At 61.7% G+C, this 13,972-nt stretch carries 15 protein-coding genes and 1 tRNA gene; 13 read left to right on the top strand and 3 right to left on the bottom strand.

Annotation, left to right across the window (positions count from 1 at the left end):
* Positions 1 to 20 precede the first annotated feature (20 nt).
* A complete protein-coding gene (locus AAD018_RS14250) occupies positions 21 to 539 on the bottom strand; it encodes an SH3 domain-containing protein (RefSeq protein ID WP_367315505.1) in 519 nt (172 codons plus the stop codon).
* A gap of 125 nt (positions 540 to 664) precedes the next feature.
* Between AAD018_RS14250 and AAD018_RS14245 the strand changes: the two genes are divergently transcribed.
* The 4 genes from AAD018_RS14245 (at position 665) to tuf (ending at position 6,999) form a co-directional block, all read left to right on the top strand.
* Positions 665 to 2,962: a DNA topoisomerase IV subunit A gene (locus AAD018_RS14245; RefSeq protein ID WP_367315506.1), complete on the top strand. Its 2,298-nt coding sequence runs from the start codon at positions 665 to 667 to the stop codon at positions 2,960 to 2,962.
* Between the two features lie 22 nt (positions 2,963 to 2,984).
* Positions 2,985 to 4,211 (top strand): DUF898 family protein, encoded by a 1,227-nt coding sequence (locus AAD018_RS14240; RefSeq protein WP_367315578.1) that lies wholly within the window; start codon positions 2,985 to 2,987, stop codon positions 4,209 to 4,211.
* Positions 4,208 to 5,440 carry a M48 family metallopeptidase gene (locus AAD018_RS14235; protein WP_367315507.1) on the top strand — a complete coding sequence of 411 codons (1,233 nt, stop codon included), beginning with the start codon at positions 4,208 to 4,210 and terminating at the stop codon, positions 5,438 to 5,440. Before AAD018_RS14240 ends, AAD018_RS14235 begins: the two co-directional genes overlap by 4 nt.
* 383 nt (positions 5,441 to 5,823) lie before the next feature.
* Complete coding sequence (gene tuf / locus AAD018_RS14230; protein ID WP_367315508.1) at positions 5,824 to 6,999, top strand: elongation factor Tu; 1,176 nt, start codon at positions 5,824 to 5,826, stop codon at positions 6,997 to 6,999.
* A 180-nt stretch (positions 7,000 to 7,179) separates the two neighbouring features.
* Here the strand turns inward: tuf and AAD018_RS14225 are convergent, their stop codons facing one another.
* Positions 7,180 to 7,452 carry a hypothetical protein gene (locus AAD018_RS14225; protein WP_367316632.1) on the bottom strand — a complete coding sequence of 91 codons (273 nt, stop codon included), beginning with the start codon at positions 7,450 to 7,452 and terminating at the stop codon, positions 7,180 to 7,182.
* Between the two features lie 106 nt (positions 7,453 to 7,558).
* Here AAD018_RS14225 and AAD018_RS14220 point away from each other — a divergent pair, with 106 nt between their 5' ends.
* Positions 7,559 to 8,494: a hypothetical protein gene (locus tag AAD018_RS14220; protein ID WP_367316631.1), complete on the top strand. Its 936-nt coding sequence runs from the start codon at positions 7,559 to 7,561 to the stop codon at positions 8,492 to 8,494.
* A 65-nt stretch (positions 8,495 to 8,559) separates the two neighbouring features.
* Positions 8,560 to 8,635 (top strand) — tRNA-Trp (locus AAD018_RS14215).
* Between the two features lie 14 nt (positions 8,636 to 8,649).
* Here AAD018_RS14215 and AAD018_RS14210 read toward each other — a convergent pair.
* Entirely contained in the window at positions 8,650 to 9,168 is a 519-nt protein-coding gene (locus tag AAD018_RS14210; protein ID WP_367316630.1) for a peptide-methionine (R)-S-oxide reductase, read from the bottom strand.
* Between the two features lie 116 nt (positions 9,169 to 9,284).
* On the opposite strand from AAD018_RS14210, the gene AAD018_RS14205 reads away from it, so the two are divergent.
* From AAD018_RS14205 to rplL, 7 genes are all read left to right on the top strand, one after another.
* Positions 9,285 to 10,157, top strand: a complete 873-nt coding sequence (locus AAD018_RS14205) for a hypothetical protein (protein WP_367316629.1) — start codon at positions 9,285 to 9,287, stop codon at positions 10,155 to 10,157.
* A 90-nt stretch (positions 10,158 to 10,247) separates the two neighbouring features.
* Positions 10,248 to 10,448 carry a preprotein translocase subunit SecE gene (gene secE / locus AAD018_RS14200; protein ID WP_367316634.1) on the top strand — a complete coding sequence of 67 codons (201 nt, stop codon included), beginning with the start codon at positions 10,248 to 10,250 and terminating at the stop codon, positions 10,446 to 10,448.
* A 178-nt stretch (positions 10,449 to 10,626) separates the two neighbouring features.
* Positions 10,627 to 11,160, top strand: a complete 534-nt coding sequence (gene nusG / locus AAD018_RS14195) for a transcription termination/antitermination protein NusG (protein WP_367316628.1) — start codon at positions 10,627 to 10,629, stop codon at positions 11,158 to 11,160.
* Between the two features lie 216 nt (positions 11,161 to 11,376).
* Positions 11,377 to 11,802: a 50S ribosomal protein L11 gene (gene rplK / locus AAD018_RS14190; protein ID WP_367316627.1), complete on the top strand. Its 426-nt coding sequence runs from the start codon at positions 11,377 to 11,379 to the stop codon at positions 11,800 to 11,802.
* Positions 11,802 to 12,503: a 50S ribosomal protein L1 gene (gene rplA / locus AAD018_RS14185; RefSeq protein ID WP_367316626.1), complete on the top strand. Its 702-nt coding sequence runs from the start codon at positions 11,802 to 11,804 to the stop codon at positions 12,501 to 12,503. The genes rplK and rplA overlap by 1 nt, the downstream gene beginning before the upstream one ends.
* A 378-nt stretch (positions 12,504 to 12,881) precedes the next feature.
* Positions 12,882 to 13,394, top strand: coding sequence for a 50S ribosomal protein L10 (gene rplJ / locus AAD018_RS14180; RefSeq protein WP_367316625.1), 513 nt, complete (start codon positions 12,882 to 12,884; stop codon positions 13,392 to 13,394).
* An 81-nt stretch (positions 13,395 to 13,475) separates the two neighbouring features.
* A complete protein-coding gene (rplL, locus tag AAD018_RS14175; RefSeq protein ID WP_367316624.1) occupies positions 13,476 to 13,853 on the top strand; it encodes a 50S ribosomal protein L7/L12 in 378 nt (125 codons plus the stop codon).
* Positions 13,854 to 13,972: the final 119 nt, after the last annotated feature.

Here is a 13,972-nt window from a genome sequence, read left to right as displayed (position 1 = left end):
CCAGACTTGGCAATGCTGCTTTAGCCGCCCGCGGTCAGCAGACGCTCCGCCATCCAACCGGTTTCGGTCTGACCGACGATCCGGATCTCGAGCCATCCCTGACCGTTATTCCCGATCACCTCGGTTTCCGCGCCCCGGCTCAGGGTCGTGACGACGCCAAAGCTGGTGCTCGGCCCTTCGCGCACATTCACGCGCGATCCGGCGACATAGCGAAGATCGGCGGGCGGCGCCGCGACCTCCTCGACCTGCGACAGCTCGCCCTGAAGAACATCAGCCTCGCCTATCTGCATAGAAGCGTTCTGGATCACCGCTTCCCCGGTTTGCACGGCTTGCGTAATCACAGCCTCGCCATCGGGGGCCTGCAACTGATCGGCGCCCGACAGGGCAGCCAATTCAATGACTTCTTCTTCAGGAACAACGCGCACATCGGCCTCTGCCGATGCGACGATCTCTGACATGGGCCGGAAATCAGACCCTCCACTCAACTCGTAATATACCAGGCCAAGGATAAAAAATGTGAAGACGATAAAGCGTCCCATGGGTCGTACTCCTTCAAAACGCTGGCAGCGTATTGCCTCGTTAATGATTCCCGCGAACAGAAAGTTTCACGAAACTTGAGGCAAGTCGGGTTTACCCCCAGATTCCCCGTGTCTACTAAGGATCCATGACCGATATCGCGGATCCCGGCGCTCCTCAGGAGGTGGACGAACCGCTCGCCCAGGCCATCGGCGAGCGTTATCTGACCTATGCGCTCTCCACGATCATGCACCGCGCGCTGCCCGATGCGCGCGACGGACTCAAGCCGGTCCACCGCCGGATCCTCTACGCGATGAGCCGCCTGCGCCTGACATCCTCGGGCGGTTTTCTGAAATCCGCCAAGATCAGCGGCGACACGATGGGCGACTTCCACCCCCATGGGGACGCCGCGATCTACGACGCGATGGCCCGCCTCGCGCAGGATTTCAACGTCCGCTATCCGCTCGTGGACGGGCAGGGAAACTTCGGCAATATCGACGGCGATAACCCCGCCGCCTCCCGCTATACCGAAGCGCGCATGACCGAAGCCGCCGAGGCACTGCTCGAAGGTCTCAGCGAGAATGCCGTTGATTTCCGCGAGAATTACGACGGCCGCCTTGACGAACCCGTTGTGCTGCCCGCGACCTTGCCCAATCTGCTGGCCAACGGATCCTCCGGGATCGCTGTCGGCATGGCCACGAACATCCCGCCGCACAACATCGCCGAGCTCTGCGATGCCTGCCTGCATCTCATCAAGACGCCCGATGCCCGGGACGAGACGCTGCTGAACTACATCCCCGGCCCCGATTTCCCGACCGGCGGCACCATCGTTGAGCCGCGCGAGAGCATCGCGCAGGCCTACGCCACCGGGCGCGGCGCCTTCCGGTTGCGCGCCAACTGGCATGTCGAACAGCTTGATCGCGGCCAATGGCAGATCGTCGTCACCGAGATCCCCTATCAGGTCCAGAAGTCCCGCCTGATCGAAAAGATCGCAGAGCTGATCCAGACCAAGAAGATCCCGATCCTCGCCGATATCCGCGACGAAAGCGCCGACGACATCCGCATGGTGCTCGAGCCGCGTTCCCGCAATGTCGAGCCTGAGATGCTGATGGGTCTGCTGTTCCGGCAGTCCGACCTTGAAACGCGCTTCTCGCTCAACATGAACGTGCTGATCGACGGCGTCACACCCAAGGTCTGCTCCCTTAAGGAGGTGTTGCGCGCCTTCCTCGATCACCGCCGCGACGTCCTGCAACGCCGCTCGCAGCACCGGCTCGAGAAGATCGACCACCGCCTCGAGGTGCTCGAAGGCTTCATCACCGCCTTCCTCAACCTCGACCGCGTCATCGACATCATTCGCTACGACGACGACCCCAAGCAGGCGCTTCAGGCCGAGGACTGGACGCAGGATCACCCCCGCGCCGCCTCCGAGGCCGACTACCGCGCGCCCATCGGGTCCGCCGCCCAGCTCTCCGAGGTGCAGGCCGACGCCATCCTCAACATGCGCCTGCGCTCCCTGCGCCGCCTCGAGGAGATGGAGCTGCGCGCCGAACGTGACGCCCTCATGGCCGAACATGCCGAGCTGACCGACCTACTCGCTGACGAAACGCTCCAGTGGACAGAGATCACCGATCAGCTCCGCGAGACCAAGAAGACCTTCGGCCGCAACCACCCCCTCGGCGCCCGCCGCAGCCAGTTCGCCGAGGCGACCGACACGCCCGACATCGCCCCCGAGGATCTTGTCCAACGCGAACCCGTCACCATCGTCTGCTCGCAGATGGGCTGGATCCGCGCCATGTCCGGCCACATCGACCTGACCAAAGAGCTCAAATACAAGGACGGCGACGGCCCCCGCTTCGTTTTCCATGCCGAGACGACCGACAAGATCCTGCTCTTCGGCACCAATGGCCGCTTCTATACGCTCCCCGCCAGCCAGCTTCCAGGCGGCCGCGGCATGGGAGAGCCCGTGCGCCTGATGATCGGCCTGCCGAACGAAGCGGGCATCGTGGATCTCTTCACCCACCAGCCGGGCCGCACGCTGCTCGTCGCCTCCGATGCGGGCGACGGCTTCCTGCTGCCCGAAGACGAGGCCATCGCCCAAACCAAGGCGGGCAAACAGGTCCTCAACACCAAGGATCCGCACAAGGCGAAGATCTGCAAACCGGTGACCGGCGATCACATCGCCGTCGTCGGAGAGAACCGCAAGGTGCTCGTCTTCCCGCTGGATGAATTACCGACCATGACGCGCGGCAAAGGTGTCCGCCTCCAACGCTACAAGGACGGGGGCCTGAGCGATGCCACCACATTCACCCTGGCCCACGGCCTCTCCTGGCAGGACCCGGCCGGACGGACCCGAACCGAAACCGAACTCGGAGAATGGACCGCCAAGCGCGCCACCGCAGGACGCATGGCACCGCGCGGTTTCCCAAGGGGCAACACCTTCACCTAACCCGGTCACATCGCCCGAGGCGATCGCCGCCACTGCCCTCCCGCCTGAACGTCTCCCGGTCCAGTTCGCGGGGACGCGCAAGGCGCTCTTTTGGCTGGCCATGCGCACGGGCCTCTTCACCGTTCTGACGCTGGGCATTTACCGGTTCTGGATGAAGACCCGCCTGCGCCGCTGGTACTGGTCTTCGATCCGCCCGGGCGGCGATCCTCTGGAATATACCGGCCAGCCCATCGAAAAGCTGATCGGGTTCCTGATCGCGGTCTGCATCCTCGCCTTCTATCTGGCGATCATCAATCTGCTCCTGATGTTCGCCAGCTACGCGATCTTCAGCTCCAACGTCGTCGCCTATCTGGCCAGTTTCGCGGGCGTCGTGCCGGTGCTCTTTTACGCCCAATACCGCGCCCGCCGCTATGTGCTGGCCCGCACCCGCTGGCGCGCGGTCCGCTTTGGGCTCGACCCGGCGGCCTGGCGCTATTCAGGCGTCGCGCTCTGGCAATGGATCACTGTTGTCGTCTCCTTCGGCCTCCTCTGGCCGCGCAAGACCTTCCGGCTGGAAAAATTCATCACCGACCGCACCGCCTTCGGCTCGGCCAAGCTTCATCAGGGCGGCGACTGGCAGATGCTCCTTCCCGCGGCGGCGCATCTGTTCATCGGGGCCAGTTTCACGCTCTTCACCATTCTCGCCGCCACCGAGATGGAGTACGAGTCCTATACCGGCACCACCCCGTTCTGGAGCCTGCTCTACCTCACGATCCCCTACGCGATCTTTGGCCTGATCTACTACAACGTCGAATCCAAACGCATCCTCGCCAACCACAAGACAGCGAACGGCGTCGGCCTGCTCGCAAAACCGCGCGTCGCCCGGATCCTCAGGATCAACATTCTGGGCTATCTCGGGATCGCCCTCTTGATCCTGCCGATTCTTGTCATTCTGGGTTTCTTCACAGCCGCTGCCAGCCCGCTCGATCCCTTTGACTTTCCCGGACAAGAGGGCGGTCTGATCTATACGATCCGGCAATTGCCACCTTTCGTCCTGACCGGCATCATCGTCTTTCTCTATTTCGTGACCTTCCTCCTCTGGTTCGTCCTGCGCCACGCGCTCATCACCATGCCGGTGATCCGCCACTATGCCGAGACACTGACCCTGACCGGCGCGGATAATCTGCCCGGCGTCAGCCAGAAGGCCCGCGACGACTTCGCCGAGGCCGAGGGCTTTGCCGAAGCGCTCGATCTGGGGGCCGCGATATGACCGTGATCCGCGTCGGAACAGAGGTCCCCCGCTTCGAAGGGGTCGGGCTGTTCTATGACGGCGACACGCCCATCCCGCGGCCTGCCCGCATCGATATCGACGACGGCACCGATACGCTGCGTATCCATATCCTGCCCGCTGGCGAAGGCCCAACACCGGCCCCGGTGCTTTGGCCGCTCTCCAGCCTGCGCGCCTTGCCCGACCGCCCGGTTTCCGAACTGATCGTCTGGTCGAACGACGATCCCCTCCCGCGCCTGCGCCTGACCGGCGAGGCCGAGCGCCGCATCCTCGCCGCCCGCGCTCTCGATCTGCACAATCGCCCCCGGATGCGCGGACGCGGCAAGCTGCTGGGCCTCGCTATCGGCGCCGTGGGTTCGGTCGCGCTCATGATGATGGTTCTGGTGCCGTTTCTGGCCGACAGCCTTGCCGACTATCTTCCACCCTCCGGGGAGGAAGCGCTGGGATCAGCCACATTCGACCAGATCCGCAGCGCCTTGGATGACAGCGGATACGGCTTCCTTCCGATTTGCGAAAACCCCACCGGGCTGGCGTCTCTCGATATGATCGAGGACCGGATCGTCAAGGCGACCGGGTTCGAAGGCGATCTGGCCGTCCATGTTCTCGATCACCCGATGGTGAACGCCTTTGCCCTTCCGGGCGGCTATATCATCTTCTTCCGCGGCCTGCTCGAAGAAGCCGAAACCGCCGAGGAAGTCGCCGCCGTCTTCGCTCACGAGCTTGGCCATGTGGACGCTCGCGACCCCACCCGCATCGCGCTGCGCTCCGCAGGCTCCATCGGTCTGCTCGGCCTTCTCTTCGGCGATTTCGCGGGAGGCACGATGGTCCTGTGGCTGGCACGAGAGATGATCCAGGCCGACTATACCCGCGACGTCGAAGCTGCCGCCGATGCCTACGCCCATATCGCGCTTCTCGCCGCCGATCTTCCGCCATCGGCGATCGCGACCTTCTTCGAACGGTTGGTGGAGGAGACCGAGATGAAAGGCACGATCCTCGCGCATCTGACCTCCCATCCCGAAATGGGCGACCGGATCGAAGCGGCACGCGCCGCCACGCCCGAGGGCCGAAGCTTCACGCCTCTGATGTCGGACGAGGAGTTCGAGGCGCTCCAGACGATCTGCGACTATGACAGCGACTACGACCCGGATCCGGCGGAAGAAGAATACGAGGATCTGCTTCCTCCCGGATACGGAGACACGGCAGATCCCTGATGCCGGATAGCTAAAGGGTCGGGTGGCCGGATCAACAATCTCTAGGCAAAGGCGGTCATTGTTCAGTGCTGTTGCGCGCGGCGGCATCGTGCGCTGCGTTAAGGCGCATACATGCCCAAAATCCACCGACCGGATACCGACGCAATACCGACCGGATACCGAAGGCCCGTTTCGGCCATCGGGCCAGCGTTAACGGACGATTCGCGGCATTTGGGGGCCTCGGGCTGTTTTCGCCTCTCGCACGGCCTTCATCTTCCGTTAGGCTTCGCGCCCCGCCGCACCGATCCGGCTTGATTTCCCCGCCGCGTGGTCCTATGTCGCGCCCGTCTGTGAACCCCGGGCGCCAAGGTCGCGCCCCATAAAATGCGAGGCGCCAAAGGCCCATGGCTAAGGAAAAGTTTGAACGCACGAAGCCGCATGTGAACATCGGCACGATTGGTCACGTTGATCACGGCAAGACGACTTTGACGGCTGCGATCACGAAGTATTTCGGCGATTTCAAGGCCTATGATCAGATTGACGGCGCGCCCGAGGAGAAGGCGCGCGGGATCACGATCTCGACGGCGCATGTCGAATACGAAACCGACGCCCGCCACTACGCTCACGTCGACTGCCCGGGCCATGCCGACTACGTCAAGAACATGATCACGGGTGCCGCTCAGATGGACGGCGCGATCCTTGTGGTGAACGCCGCCGACGGCCCGATGCCGCAGACGCGCGAGCATATTTTGCTGGGCCGCCAGGTCGGTATCCCGAAGATGGTCGTCTTCATGAACAAGGTCGATCAGGTCGATGACGAAGAGCTGCTCGAGCTCGTCGAGATGGAAGTGCGCGAGCTGCTGAGTTCCTACGAATATCCCGGCGACGACATCCCGATCATCGCGGGCTCCGCTCTGGCGGCGATGGAGGGACGCGATCCCGAGATCGGCGAGACCAAGATCCGCGAGCTGATGACAGCGGTCGACGACTACATCCCGACGCCCGAGCGGGCGATCGACCAGCCGTTCCTGATGCCGGTTGAGGACGTGTTCTCGATCTCCGGTCGCGGCACGGTTGTCACGGGCCGGGTCGAGCGCGGCGTGATCAATGTCGGCGACGAGATCGAGATCGTGGGTATCCGCGACACCAAGAAGACGACCTGCACGGGCGTCGAAATGTTCCGCAAGCTGCTCGATCGCGGCGAGGCGGGCGACAATATCGGTGCGCTTCTGCGCGGCATCGACCGCGAAGGCGTTGAGCGGGGCCAGGTGCTCTGCAAGCCCGGTTCGGTCAACCCGCACACCAAGTTCGAGGCCGAGGCCTACATCCTGACCAAGGACGAGGGCGGCCGCCACACGCCGTTCTTCGCCAACTACCGTCCGCAGTTCTACTTCCGCACGACGGATGTGACGGGCACGGTTCAGCTGGCCGAGGGCACCGAGATGGTGATGCCGGGCGACAACGTCTCCTTCGGGGTCGAGCTAATCGCCCCGATCGCCATGGAGCAGGGCCTGCGCTTCGCCATCCGCGAAGGCGGCCGCACCGTGGGTGCGGGCGTGGTGTCCAAGATCATCGAGTAAAGCGACGCGCCCGCGAAAGCGGGCCATCGCGCACCCAGACATCCGGGCGCCCACCGCGCCCCCTACCAAACGCCGCTCCCCCGCCCCAAAGACCCCGGGGGAGCGACAAGAACCCAGGTTCGACGTGGACGGCACAATCCCGTGCCCCCCACCTCTCAACCTAAGACAAGCCGTGAAAGATCAGTGGCTTAGATATCTGAACAGCCCATCACCCACCGCAGATCTCAGTTGCCGCCTCTTTTGCGATTGGCTCGCCTTATTCGTCCCGGTCGAGATAACGGCGATCAGTTGCGTGGTCGTAAGATCCTCGGCATTCACGTCAAAGTCGAAGGATCGCAGCACACTCTGAGCCTGACGCTCGAGCTGGGTCCGGCCATCAGCGGCCGACGGGGCGGGTGCGACAAGCAGCAGACCGCCTGCGAGGACGAGACTCGCTTTGAAAAGACCTGACATCGCGGCTCCTTTCTGGAAGACATCCCTCTATCTATAGCGCAGCCCGTGATGTCCAAGGCATCGCATCTACGCGAGCAAGACAACTTTGATCTGCAAGGGGACAGTTTTGGCCAGTTCAGACGCCGATATCGCCGCCGTTTTCATGGTCGAGCCGGGCCATTACGAATGGCCTGCTATCCTCCTCGCCGCGTCCCTCAGAGCGTTCGCGACCGATCGCATATCGATCCATGCCTATTGCCGCGCATCCCTGATCGACCAGCTTCACGCAGATACGGTCACCTGGTTCGAGCGTCACGGGATCGAGCTGGCCGCCATCGAGCCGGAATTCGAAGTCATCTATCCGCAAGGCAACAAGCTTTATGCCTGCGCAGCCAAGAGGCAGGCTCCGGCGACGATCCTCTTTGATACCGATATTCTTTTGTTGCGGCCCATCCGGCTTGCCGAGACACTGGTCGAGGGCTGCATCTCGGGTCGTCCGACAGGTCCCTGGATGTGGGGCAAGACAGCCGAGGAATGGCGCCCGGCCTACGAGAGCGTCGGGCTCGATCTTCCGCGGCTGCGGCTTGGACGTCCCAATGGCAGCTTCACGGCCCCCAGCATCAATGCGGGATATGTCGGCTACACGGAACAAGGCTTCGGTGAGGTTTGGCGGGATACGGCCCTGGAGATCGAGCGAAAACGGCTGGCCAAGGGCATCTATCCAACGCTCGACCAGATCTCCCTTGCCGTTGCGACAGAGCGGGCGGGGCTTTTGTTTAACTTCATCGAAGCGACTTGGAACATGTCCGGAGAGATCAACCGGCAGGCGGTTCAGAAATTGAATATCTATCACTACCAGAAGGCTGAACGCCTCCTCGATCTTCCCGTGAAATGGCTGGCGGATGCGCTTTTGCAGGACAGCACCGACTTCGCCAGCCTAGAGGACCTCATAGCCTTTTATGACCGAGAGGCCGCCCGACCAGTCGAGGTGCTGCACAATGAAGGCTATTGGAAAGCCGTCATTCGAAAGCAGCGCAAGGTCGATGAGCCGCATAAGCCTTAGTCATCTGTTGGATTGATCTTGGACTTGATCTCGATAGAGGGGTGGCTTAACCCCGCCTTTGGCAGAGGGGTTTAGCTCAGTTGGTAGAGCATCGGTCTCCAAAACCGAGGGTCGTGGGTTCGAGTCCCTCAACCCCTGCCAAGCCGACCGCGAAGTCAGGTCGCGCTTGGCGTAAAGGTCAGGCCCGCCCCGTTGATGCAGTGAATGACCTCATTATTAATCCCCACGATATGACCGTGATGCGATCCGCACCGACGGCACGCCGCTTCGATCGCCGGACCGGTGCCGCCGGTCATGGGGCCAGAACGGTCGATATCCGTAAGGATCGCGGTCGGACGGGAATGGTAGAAAAAGACCCAGCCCATCGGCAGGATCACCTTCCATTCGCTGTCATAGAGTGGCAGATCGCAGGCCTTGCAGGAATAGACCCCGGGTTCGGACGCTTCCCAATAGGGATGGGATCGGGCCGGTTCGGTTCCACCTTCGCGCAGGACGTTGAATTCCAGATTCGACAGCATCTCGCGCCATTCCCCCTCGGGACGGTTCACCTCGAACTGGTAGGCATCGAGACGATCGGCGAGATCGGCGCGCGCCGAGGATCCGGCGGCGATGGCAGCGCTTCCCAGCGCAGCCGTGCCAAGGAACGTTCGGCGGTCGAGAGGGGCGGATGTCATTGTCGTTCTCCTTCTTCTGAGAGTGATCCTATCGCAGATCTGCCGAAATACTGGGCACGTCTGCGTGAAGGCCGTTCAGCGCGAAATTCTGGCAGTGCGAGCGGCGCGCGATCGGGATGACAGATCTGACCGTCGCACTTCACGCCGGTGCCCATAAGACGGCAACGACGCATCTCCAAAGGACGATGGCCGACAACATGGCGCTCATCAATGAGGCCGGTATATCGTTTCGTGGTCCGAATGCCTTCCGTACGCCGGGCGCAACGCTTCGGCACATGTTCGAAATCGGCCTCAAGATGGAAGAGCCCATTCCCGGCGGGCCGCAGGCTATGCTGAAAAATTTGGCGGACGGCCGGGATCGATTGATCATATCGGAGGAGAATTTCCTCGGGTCCCTCAATCCACCCGATGGACCGTTTCGGCGCCTTCTCTATCCCGATGGACCGGGACGTCTTGAGAGTTTGGCCAAGCGGATTTCGCCTTGTCCACTCGATCTTTTCTTCGCGGTCAGGGATCCCGCGACATTCATGCAATCGGCTTACAGTCAGGTCCTGTCGTCGGGTCGCAAGGTGTCTCTTCAAGACTACGTCAATGATGTTCCGCCCAAGAAAATCAGCTGGTTCCGTCTCGTAAGACGGCTGGTCGAGAAAAATGCCGCCCGGCGGATCTGGATCTGGCGATACGAAGATTATCCGAAGATACAGGAGCAGATATACAGCCACCTCCTGACACCCGAAATCGCGCGATCTATCGTGCCGCACCCCGTTCGCGTGAACAAAGGCCTGTCGCAGGCTGCGGTTGAGGCCTGCCTTTCTGACGATCCGCAAAGCCCCTCCGCCCCAGAAGCCAAGGCTCACTATCCGGTGGGGGAGACCTATCCGCGCTATGATGGTTTCTCTGAGGAGGCACGCCGTCTCAGCCGGATCCGGTACGAGGATGATCTGGAAAGGATTGCCGCGCTTCCCGGAGTTCAGCTTCTCAGACCGTGACGTCGCATTTGACCCGAACCGGTGCGGAGTGCCTTGAAACATGAAGTTGTGCCGCGTATGTCGCGAGCCAAGAGATCACGAGGACAGATGATGGCCAGGACCAATCCGGCACAGTTTATTCAGCAGGTTCGGCAGGAAGTGTCGAAGGTCACATGGCCGACCCGCCGTGAGGTCGTGCTGACGACCATCATGGTCTTTATCATGGCCGCGCTGACAGCTGTCTTCTTTAGCTTGGTCGACTGGGGCATTCGCAGCCTGCTTGAGGTCGTGCTGGTCTATTTCGGATCCTGACCGGACGGCGCGCCGGGGTTGAAAGCTGCACCGCTCCGCAGTATAGGCGGCAGACTTTGATGAGGCGTGCGGCGAATCGTGTTGCACGCCGCTTTTTGTTCCGGAACCCGGATCAATCGAACGGACAGACAATCGCGGCCTGATGGGCCGCCAAGAGTGAAAAGGCGACGAGGGGCATATGGCGAAACGGTGGTATTCGGTTAGCGTTCTGTCGAACTTCGAAAAGAAGATCGCGGAGCAGATCCGCACCTCCGTTGCGGAAGCCGAGCTTGAGGATCAGATCGACGAGGTTCTGGTCCCGACCGAGGAAGTGATCGAGGTGCGTCGCGGCAAGAAAGTGACCGCAGAGCGCCGCTTCATGCCGGGTTACGTGCTCGTGCATATGGAGATGTCCGATGAGGGCTATCACCTGATCAACTCGATCAACCGCGTCACCGGCTTTCTGGGCCCCCAGGGCCGCCCGATGCCGATGCGCGATGCCGAAGTGAACCAGATCCTCAACCGCGTCCAGGAAGGCGAGGAAGCACCGCGCACGCTGATCCACTTTGAGATCGGCGAGAAGGTGAAGGTCAACGACGGCCCGTTCGAGGATTTCGACGGCATGGTCGAGGAAGTGGACGACGAGAACCAGCGCCTCAAGGTGACAGTCTCGATTTTCGGCCGGGCAACCCCGGTGGAGCTGGAATATACGCAGGTGTCTAAGCAAGGCTAGGTTTGCTTACCAGACGCTGTCCCGAGCTTGACCCGGGACCTCGGTATCTCAAGGAGATCGGCTTGAACATACTGTCCGGCAAGAACCGGAGGGCAAACGATATCCCGGACTTTTCCGGGTGATGAGTGGGAGGTACCGCGCGCGCGCGTTCGGCCGGACCACACAACGAAAGGCCTCTGGAACGCGTTTCAGGGGCGTTGGAAAAGGAGACGGCCAATGGCCAAGAAACTCGCCGGCACCATGAAGCTTCAGGTGCCCGCCGGACAAGCCAACCCCTCGCCGCCCGTCGGGCCGGCCCTGGGTCAGCGCGGCATCAACATCATGGAATTCTGCAAGGCGTTCAACGCCAAGACTGCTGATATGGAGCCCGGCGCGCCGTGCCCGACCGTGATCACCTACTACCAGGACAAGTCCTTCACGATGGACATCAAGACGCCGCCTGCGTCCTACTACCTCAAGAAGGCGGCTGGTCTGAAATCGGGTGCGACGAACCCAAGCCGCGAGACGGCGGGGACCGTGACGACTAAGCAGGTCCGGGAAATCGCCGAGGCGAAAATGAAGGACCTCAACGCAACGACCGTAGAAGCCGCGATGCAAACCATCCTTGGCTCGGCCCGGTCCATGGGCATCGAGGTGAAGTAATGGCAAAGCTTGGAAAACGCGCTCGCGACGCCCGTGAAGCCTTCGCTGGCAAGGAAGAGGTTTCGGTCTCCGAAGCCGTCGCTCTGGTCAAGGACAACGCCAAGGCCAAGTTCGATGAGACCGTCGAGGTCGCGATGAATCTCGGCATCGATCCTCGTCACGCGGACCAGATGGTGCGCGGCAAGGTCTCGCTGCCCAACGGCACCGGCAAGGACGTCCGCGTTGCGGTCTTCGCGCGCGGCGACAAGGCGGATGAAGCCAAGGCGGCTGGCGCCGATATCGTTGGCGCAGAGGATCTGATGGAAACCGTCCAAGGCGGCGAGATCAACTTCGACCGCTGCATCGCGACGCCTGACATGATGCCGATCGTCGGCCGCCTGGGTAAGGTGCTTGGCCCTCGTAACCTGATGCCGAACCCCAAGGTCGGTACGGTGACGATGGACGTCAAGGAAGCCGTCGAGGCTGCCAAGGGTGGCGAGGTCCAGTTCAAGGCCGAGAAGAACGGCGTTGTCCATGCGGGCATCGGCAAAACCAGCTTTGACGCCAAGAAGATCGAGGAGAACCTCCTCGCCTTCGTCGACGCGGTCAGCAAGGCCAAGCCGTCGGGCTCCAAGGGCACCTATATGAAAAAGGTGTCGCTGAGCTCAACGATGGGCCCGGGTGTCACCGTTGATGTGGTCAGCGCGACCGGCAACGACTGATCGTCTTCGAAACGCAAGATAAGGCAGGTCCTCGCGGCCTGCCTTTTCGTTTGCCGGATGCTGTATTTCTAGATGCGCTCCGGCATCGGGCCTTTCGGGACCAAACGCCACGGCAGCGGGCAGGGGGCTTGGCAATGCGTACCTTTGCCTTTAGCTAGACCACTCGGCCCGAATGAGCGATTCGTTCGGGCCGTTATTCGTCCGAGACGGTGGGTTGCCCGCAAGGGTGCTAATTCCTGCCTGAGACGGGATCAGACCAGACATCTCGAGGCTCTCCTCGGACGACCTGGCTCACCCGTTCATACGGACCCTTGATGTCGGGCGGCTCGCTGTCCGGCAAGACTGAGCCGGGGAATACCCCATACTTGGAGAAAAACTGTGGATAGAGCCCAGAAAGAGAAAGTGGTCGAGGAACTCGGCCAGATCTTCGAAAGCTCTGGCGTCGTCGTGGTGTCACGCTACGAGGGCCTCACGGTTGCCGAAATGCAGGATCTGCGCGCGCAAATGCGTGAAGCAGGCGGATCCGTGCGTGTTGCCAAGAACAGGCTCGCCAAGATCGCCCTTGAGGGGAAGCCATGCGCCAGCATCGCTGATTACCTCTCGGGCATGACCGTCCTCGCCTACAGCGAGGATCCCGTCGCGGCCGCCAAGGTCATCGACGCCTATGCCAAGGGGAACGACAAGCTCGAGATCCTCGGCGGGGCTATGGGAGAAAACGGTCTGGATGTCGATGGTGTGAAAGCCGTCGCGAAGATGCCGTCGCGCGAGGAGCTTATCGCTTCGATCGTCGGTTGCATTGCCGCGCCTGCCTCGAACATCGCCGGTGCCATTGGCGCTCCTGCAAGCAATATCGCAAGCGTTCTTTCGACCATCGAAGAGAAGGCGGCATAAGCGCAATCGAAATGAGGTCCCGCGTGGGGTTGCATCCCTGACGTTGGAACACATCTAGGAAAAACGGAAAGAAGTCTTAACATGGCTGATCTTAAGAAACTCGCCGAAGAGATCGTTGGTCTGACGCTTCTCGAGGCACAGGAACTGAAAACAATCCTCAAGGACGAATATGGCATCGAGCCCGCCGCCGGTGGCGCGGTCATGATGGCCGGTCCTGCTGGCGACGCCGGTGGCGCTGCTGCGGAAGAGAAGACCGAATTTGACGTCGTACTCAAGAATGCCGGCGCTCAGAAGATCGCGGTCATCAAAGAAGTCCGCGGCATCACTGGCCTCGGCCTGAAGGAAGCCAAGGACCTCGTCGAGGCTGGCGGCAAGGTCAAAGAAGGCGTGTCGAAAGACGAAGCCGAAGAGATCAAGGGCAAGCTCGAAGGCGCTGGCGCCGAGGTCGAGCTGGCCTAAGAGGCTTGCGGGGGCGAAATCTTCTAGAAGATTTTGAAGTCAGATTTTTCTAGAAAAATCTGCGCCCTCCATCGAAACGACGAGCTGGCCCGGCGATTTGCGGGGCCAGCTTAACCTGT

This window comes from Aestuariibius insulae (assembly GCF_040783535.2).
Classification (GTDB): Bacteria; Pseudomonadota; Alphaproteobacteria; order Rhodobacterales; family Rhodobacteraceae; genus Aestuariibius; species Aestuariibius insulae.
This window is presented reverse-complemented; position numbering and strand designations above follow the sequence as displayed.

Coding starts and splice junctions, on each gene's coding strand:
- AAD018_RS14250 (WP_367315505.1), bottom strand. CDS start 539: ATGGGACGCTTTATCGTCTTCACATTTTTTATCCTTGGCCTGGTATAT.
- rplK (WP_367316627.1), top strand. CDS start 11,377: ATGGCCAAGAAACTCGCCGGCACCATGAAGCTTCAGGTGCCCGCCGGA.
- AAD018_RS14205 (WP_367316629.1), top strand. CDS start 9,285: ATGACAGATCTGACCGTCGCACTTCACGCCGGTGCCCATAAGACGGCA.
- AAD018_RS14245 (WP_367315506.1), top strand. CDS start 665: ATGACCGATATCGCGGATCCCGGCGCTCCTCAGGAGGTGGACGAACCG.
- AAD018_RS14210 (WP_367316630.1), bottom strand. CDS start 9,168: ATGACATCCGCCCCTCTCGACCGCCGAACGTTCCTTGGCACGGCTGCG.
- secE (WP_367316634.1), top strand. CDS start 10,248: ATGGCCAGGACCAATCCGGCACAGTTTATTCAGCAGGTTCGGCAGGAA.
- rplL (WP_367316624.1), top strand. CDS start 13,476: ATGGCTGATCTTAAGAAACTCGCCGAAGAGATCGTTGGTCTGACGCTT.
- tuf (WP_367315508.1), top strand. CDS start 5,824: ATGGCTAAGGAAAAGTTTGAACGCACGAAGCCGCATGTGAACATCGGC.
- rplA (WP_367316626.1), top strand. CDS start 11,802: ATGGCAAAGCTTGGAAAACGCGCTCGCGACGCCCGTGAAGCCTTCGCT.
- AAD018_RS14235 (WP_367315507.1), top strand. CDS start 4,208: ATGACCGTGATCCGCGTCGGAACAGAGGTCCCCCGCTTCGAAGGGGTC.
- nusG (WP_367316628.1), top strand. CDS start 10,627: ATGGCGAAACGGTGGTATTCGGTTAGCGTTCTGTCGAACTTCGAAAAG.
- AAD018_RS14225 (WP_367316632.1), bottom strand. CDS start 7,452: ATGTCAGGTCTTTTCAAAGCGAGTCTCGTCCTCGCAGGCGGTCTGCTG.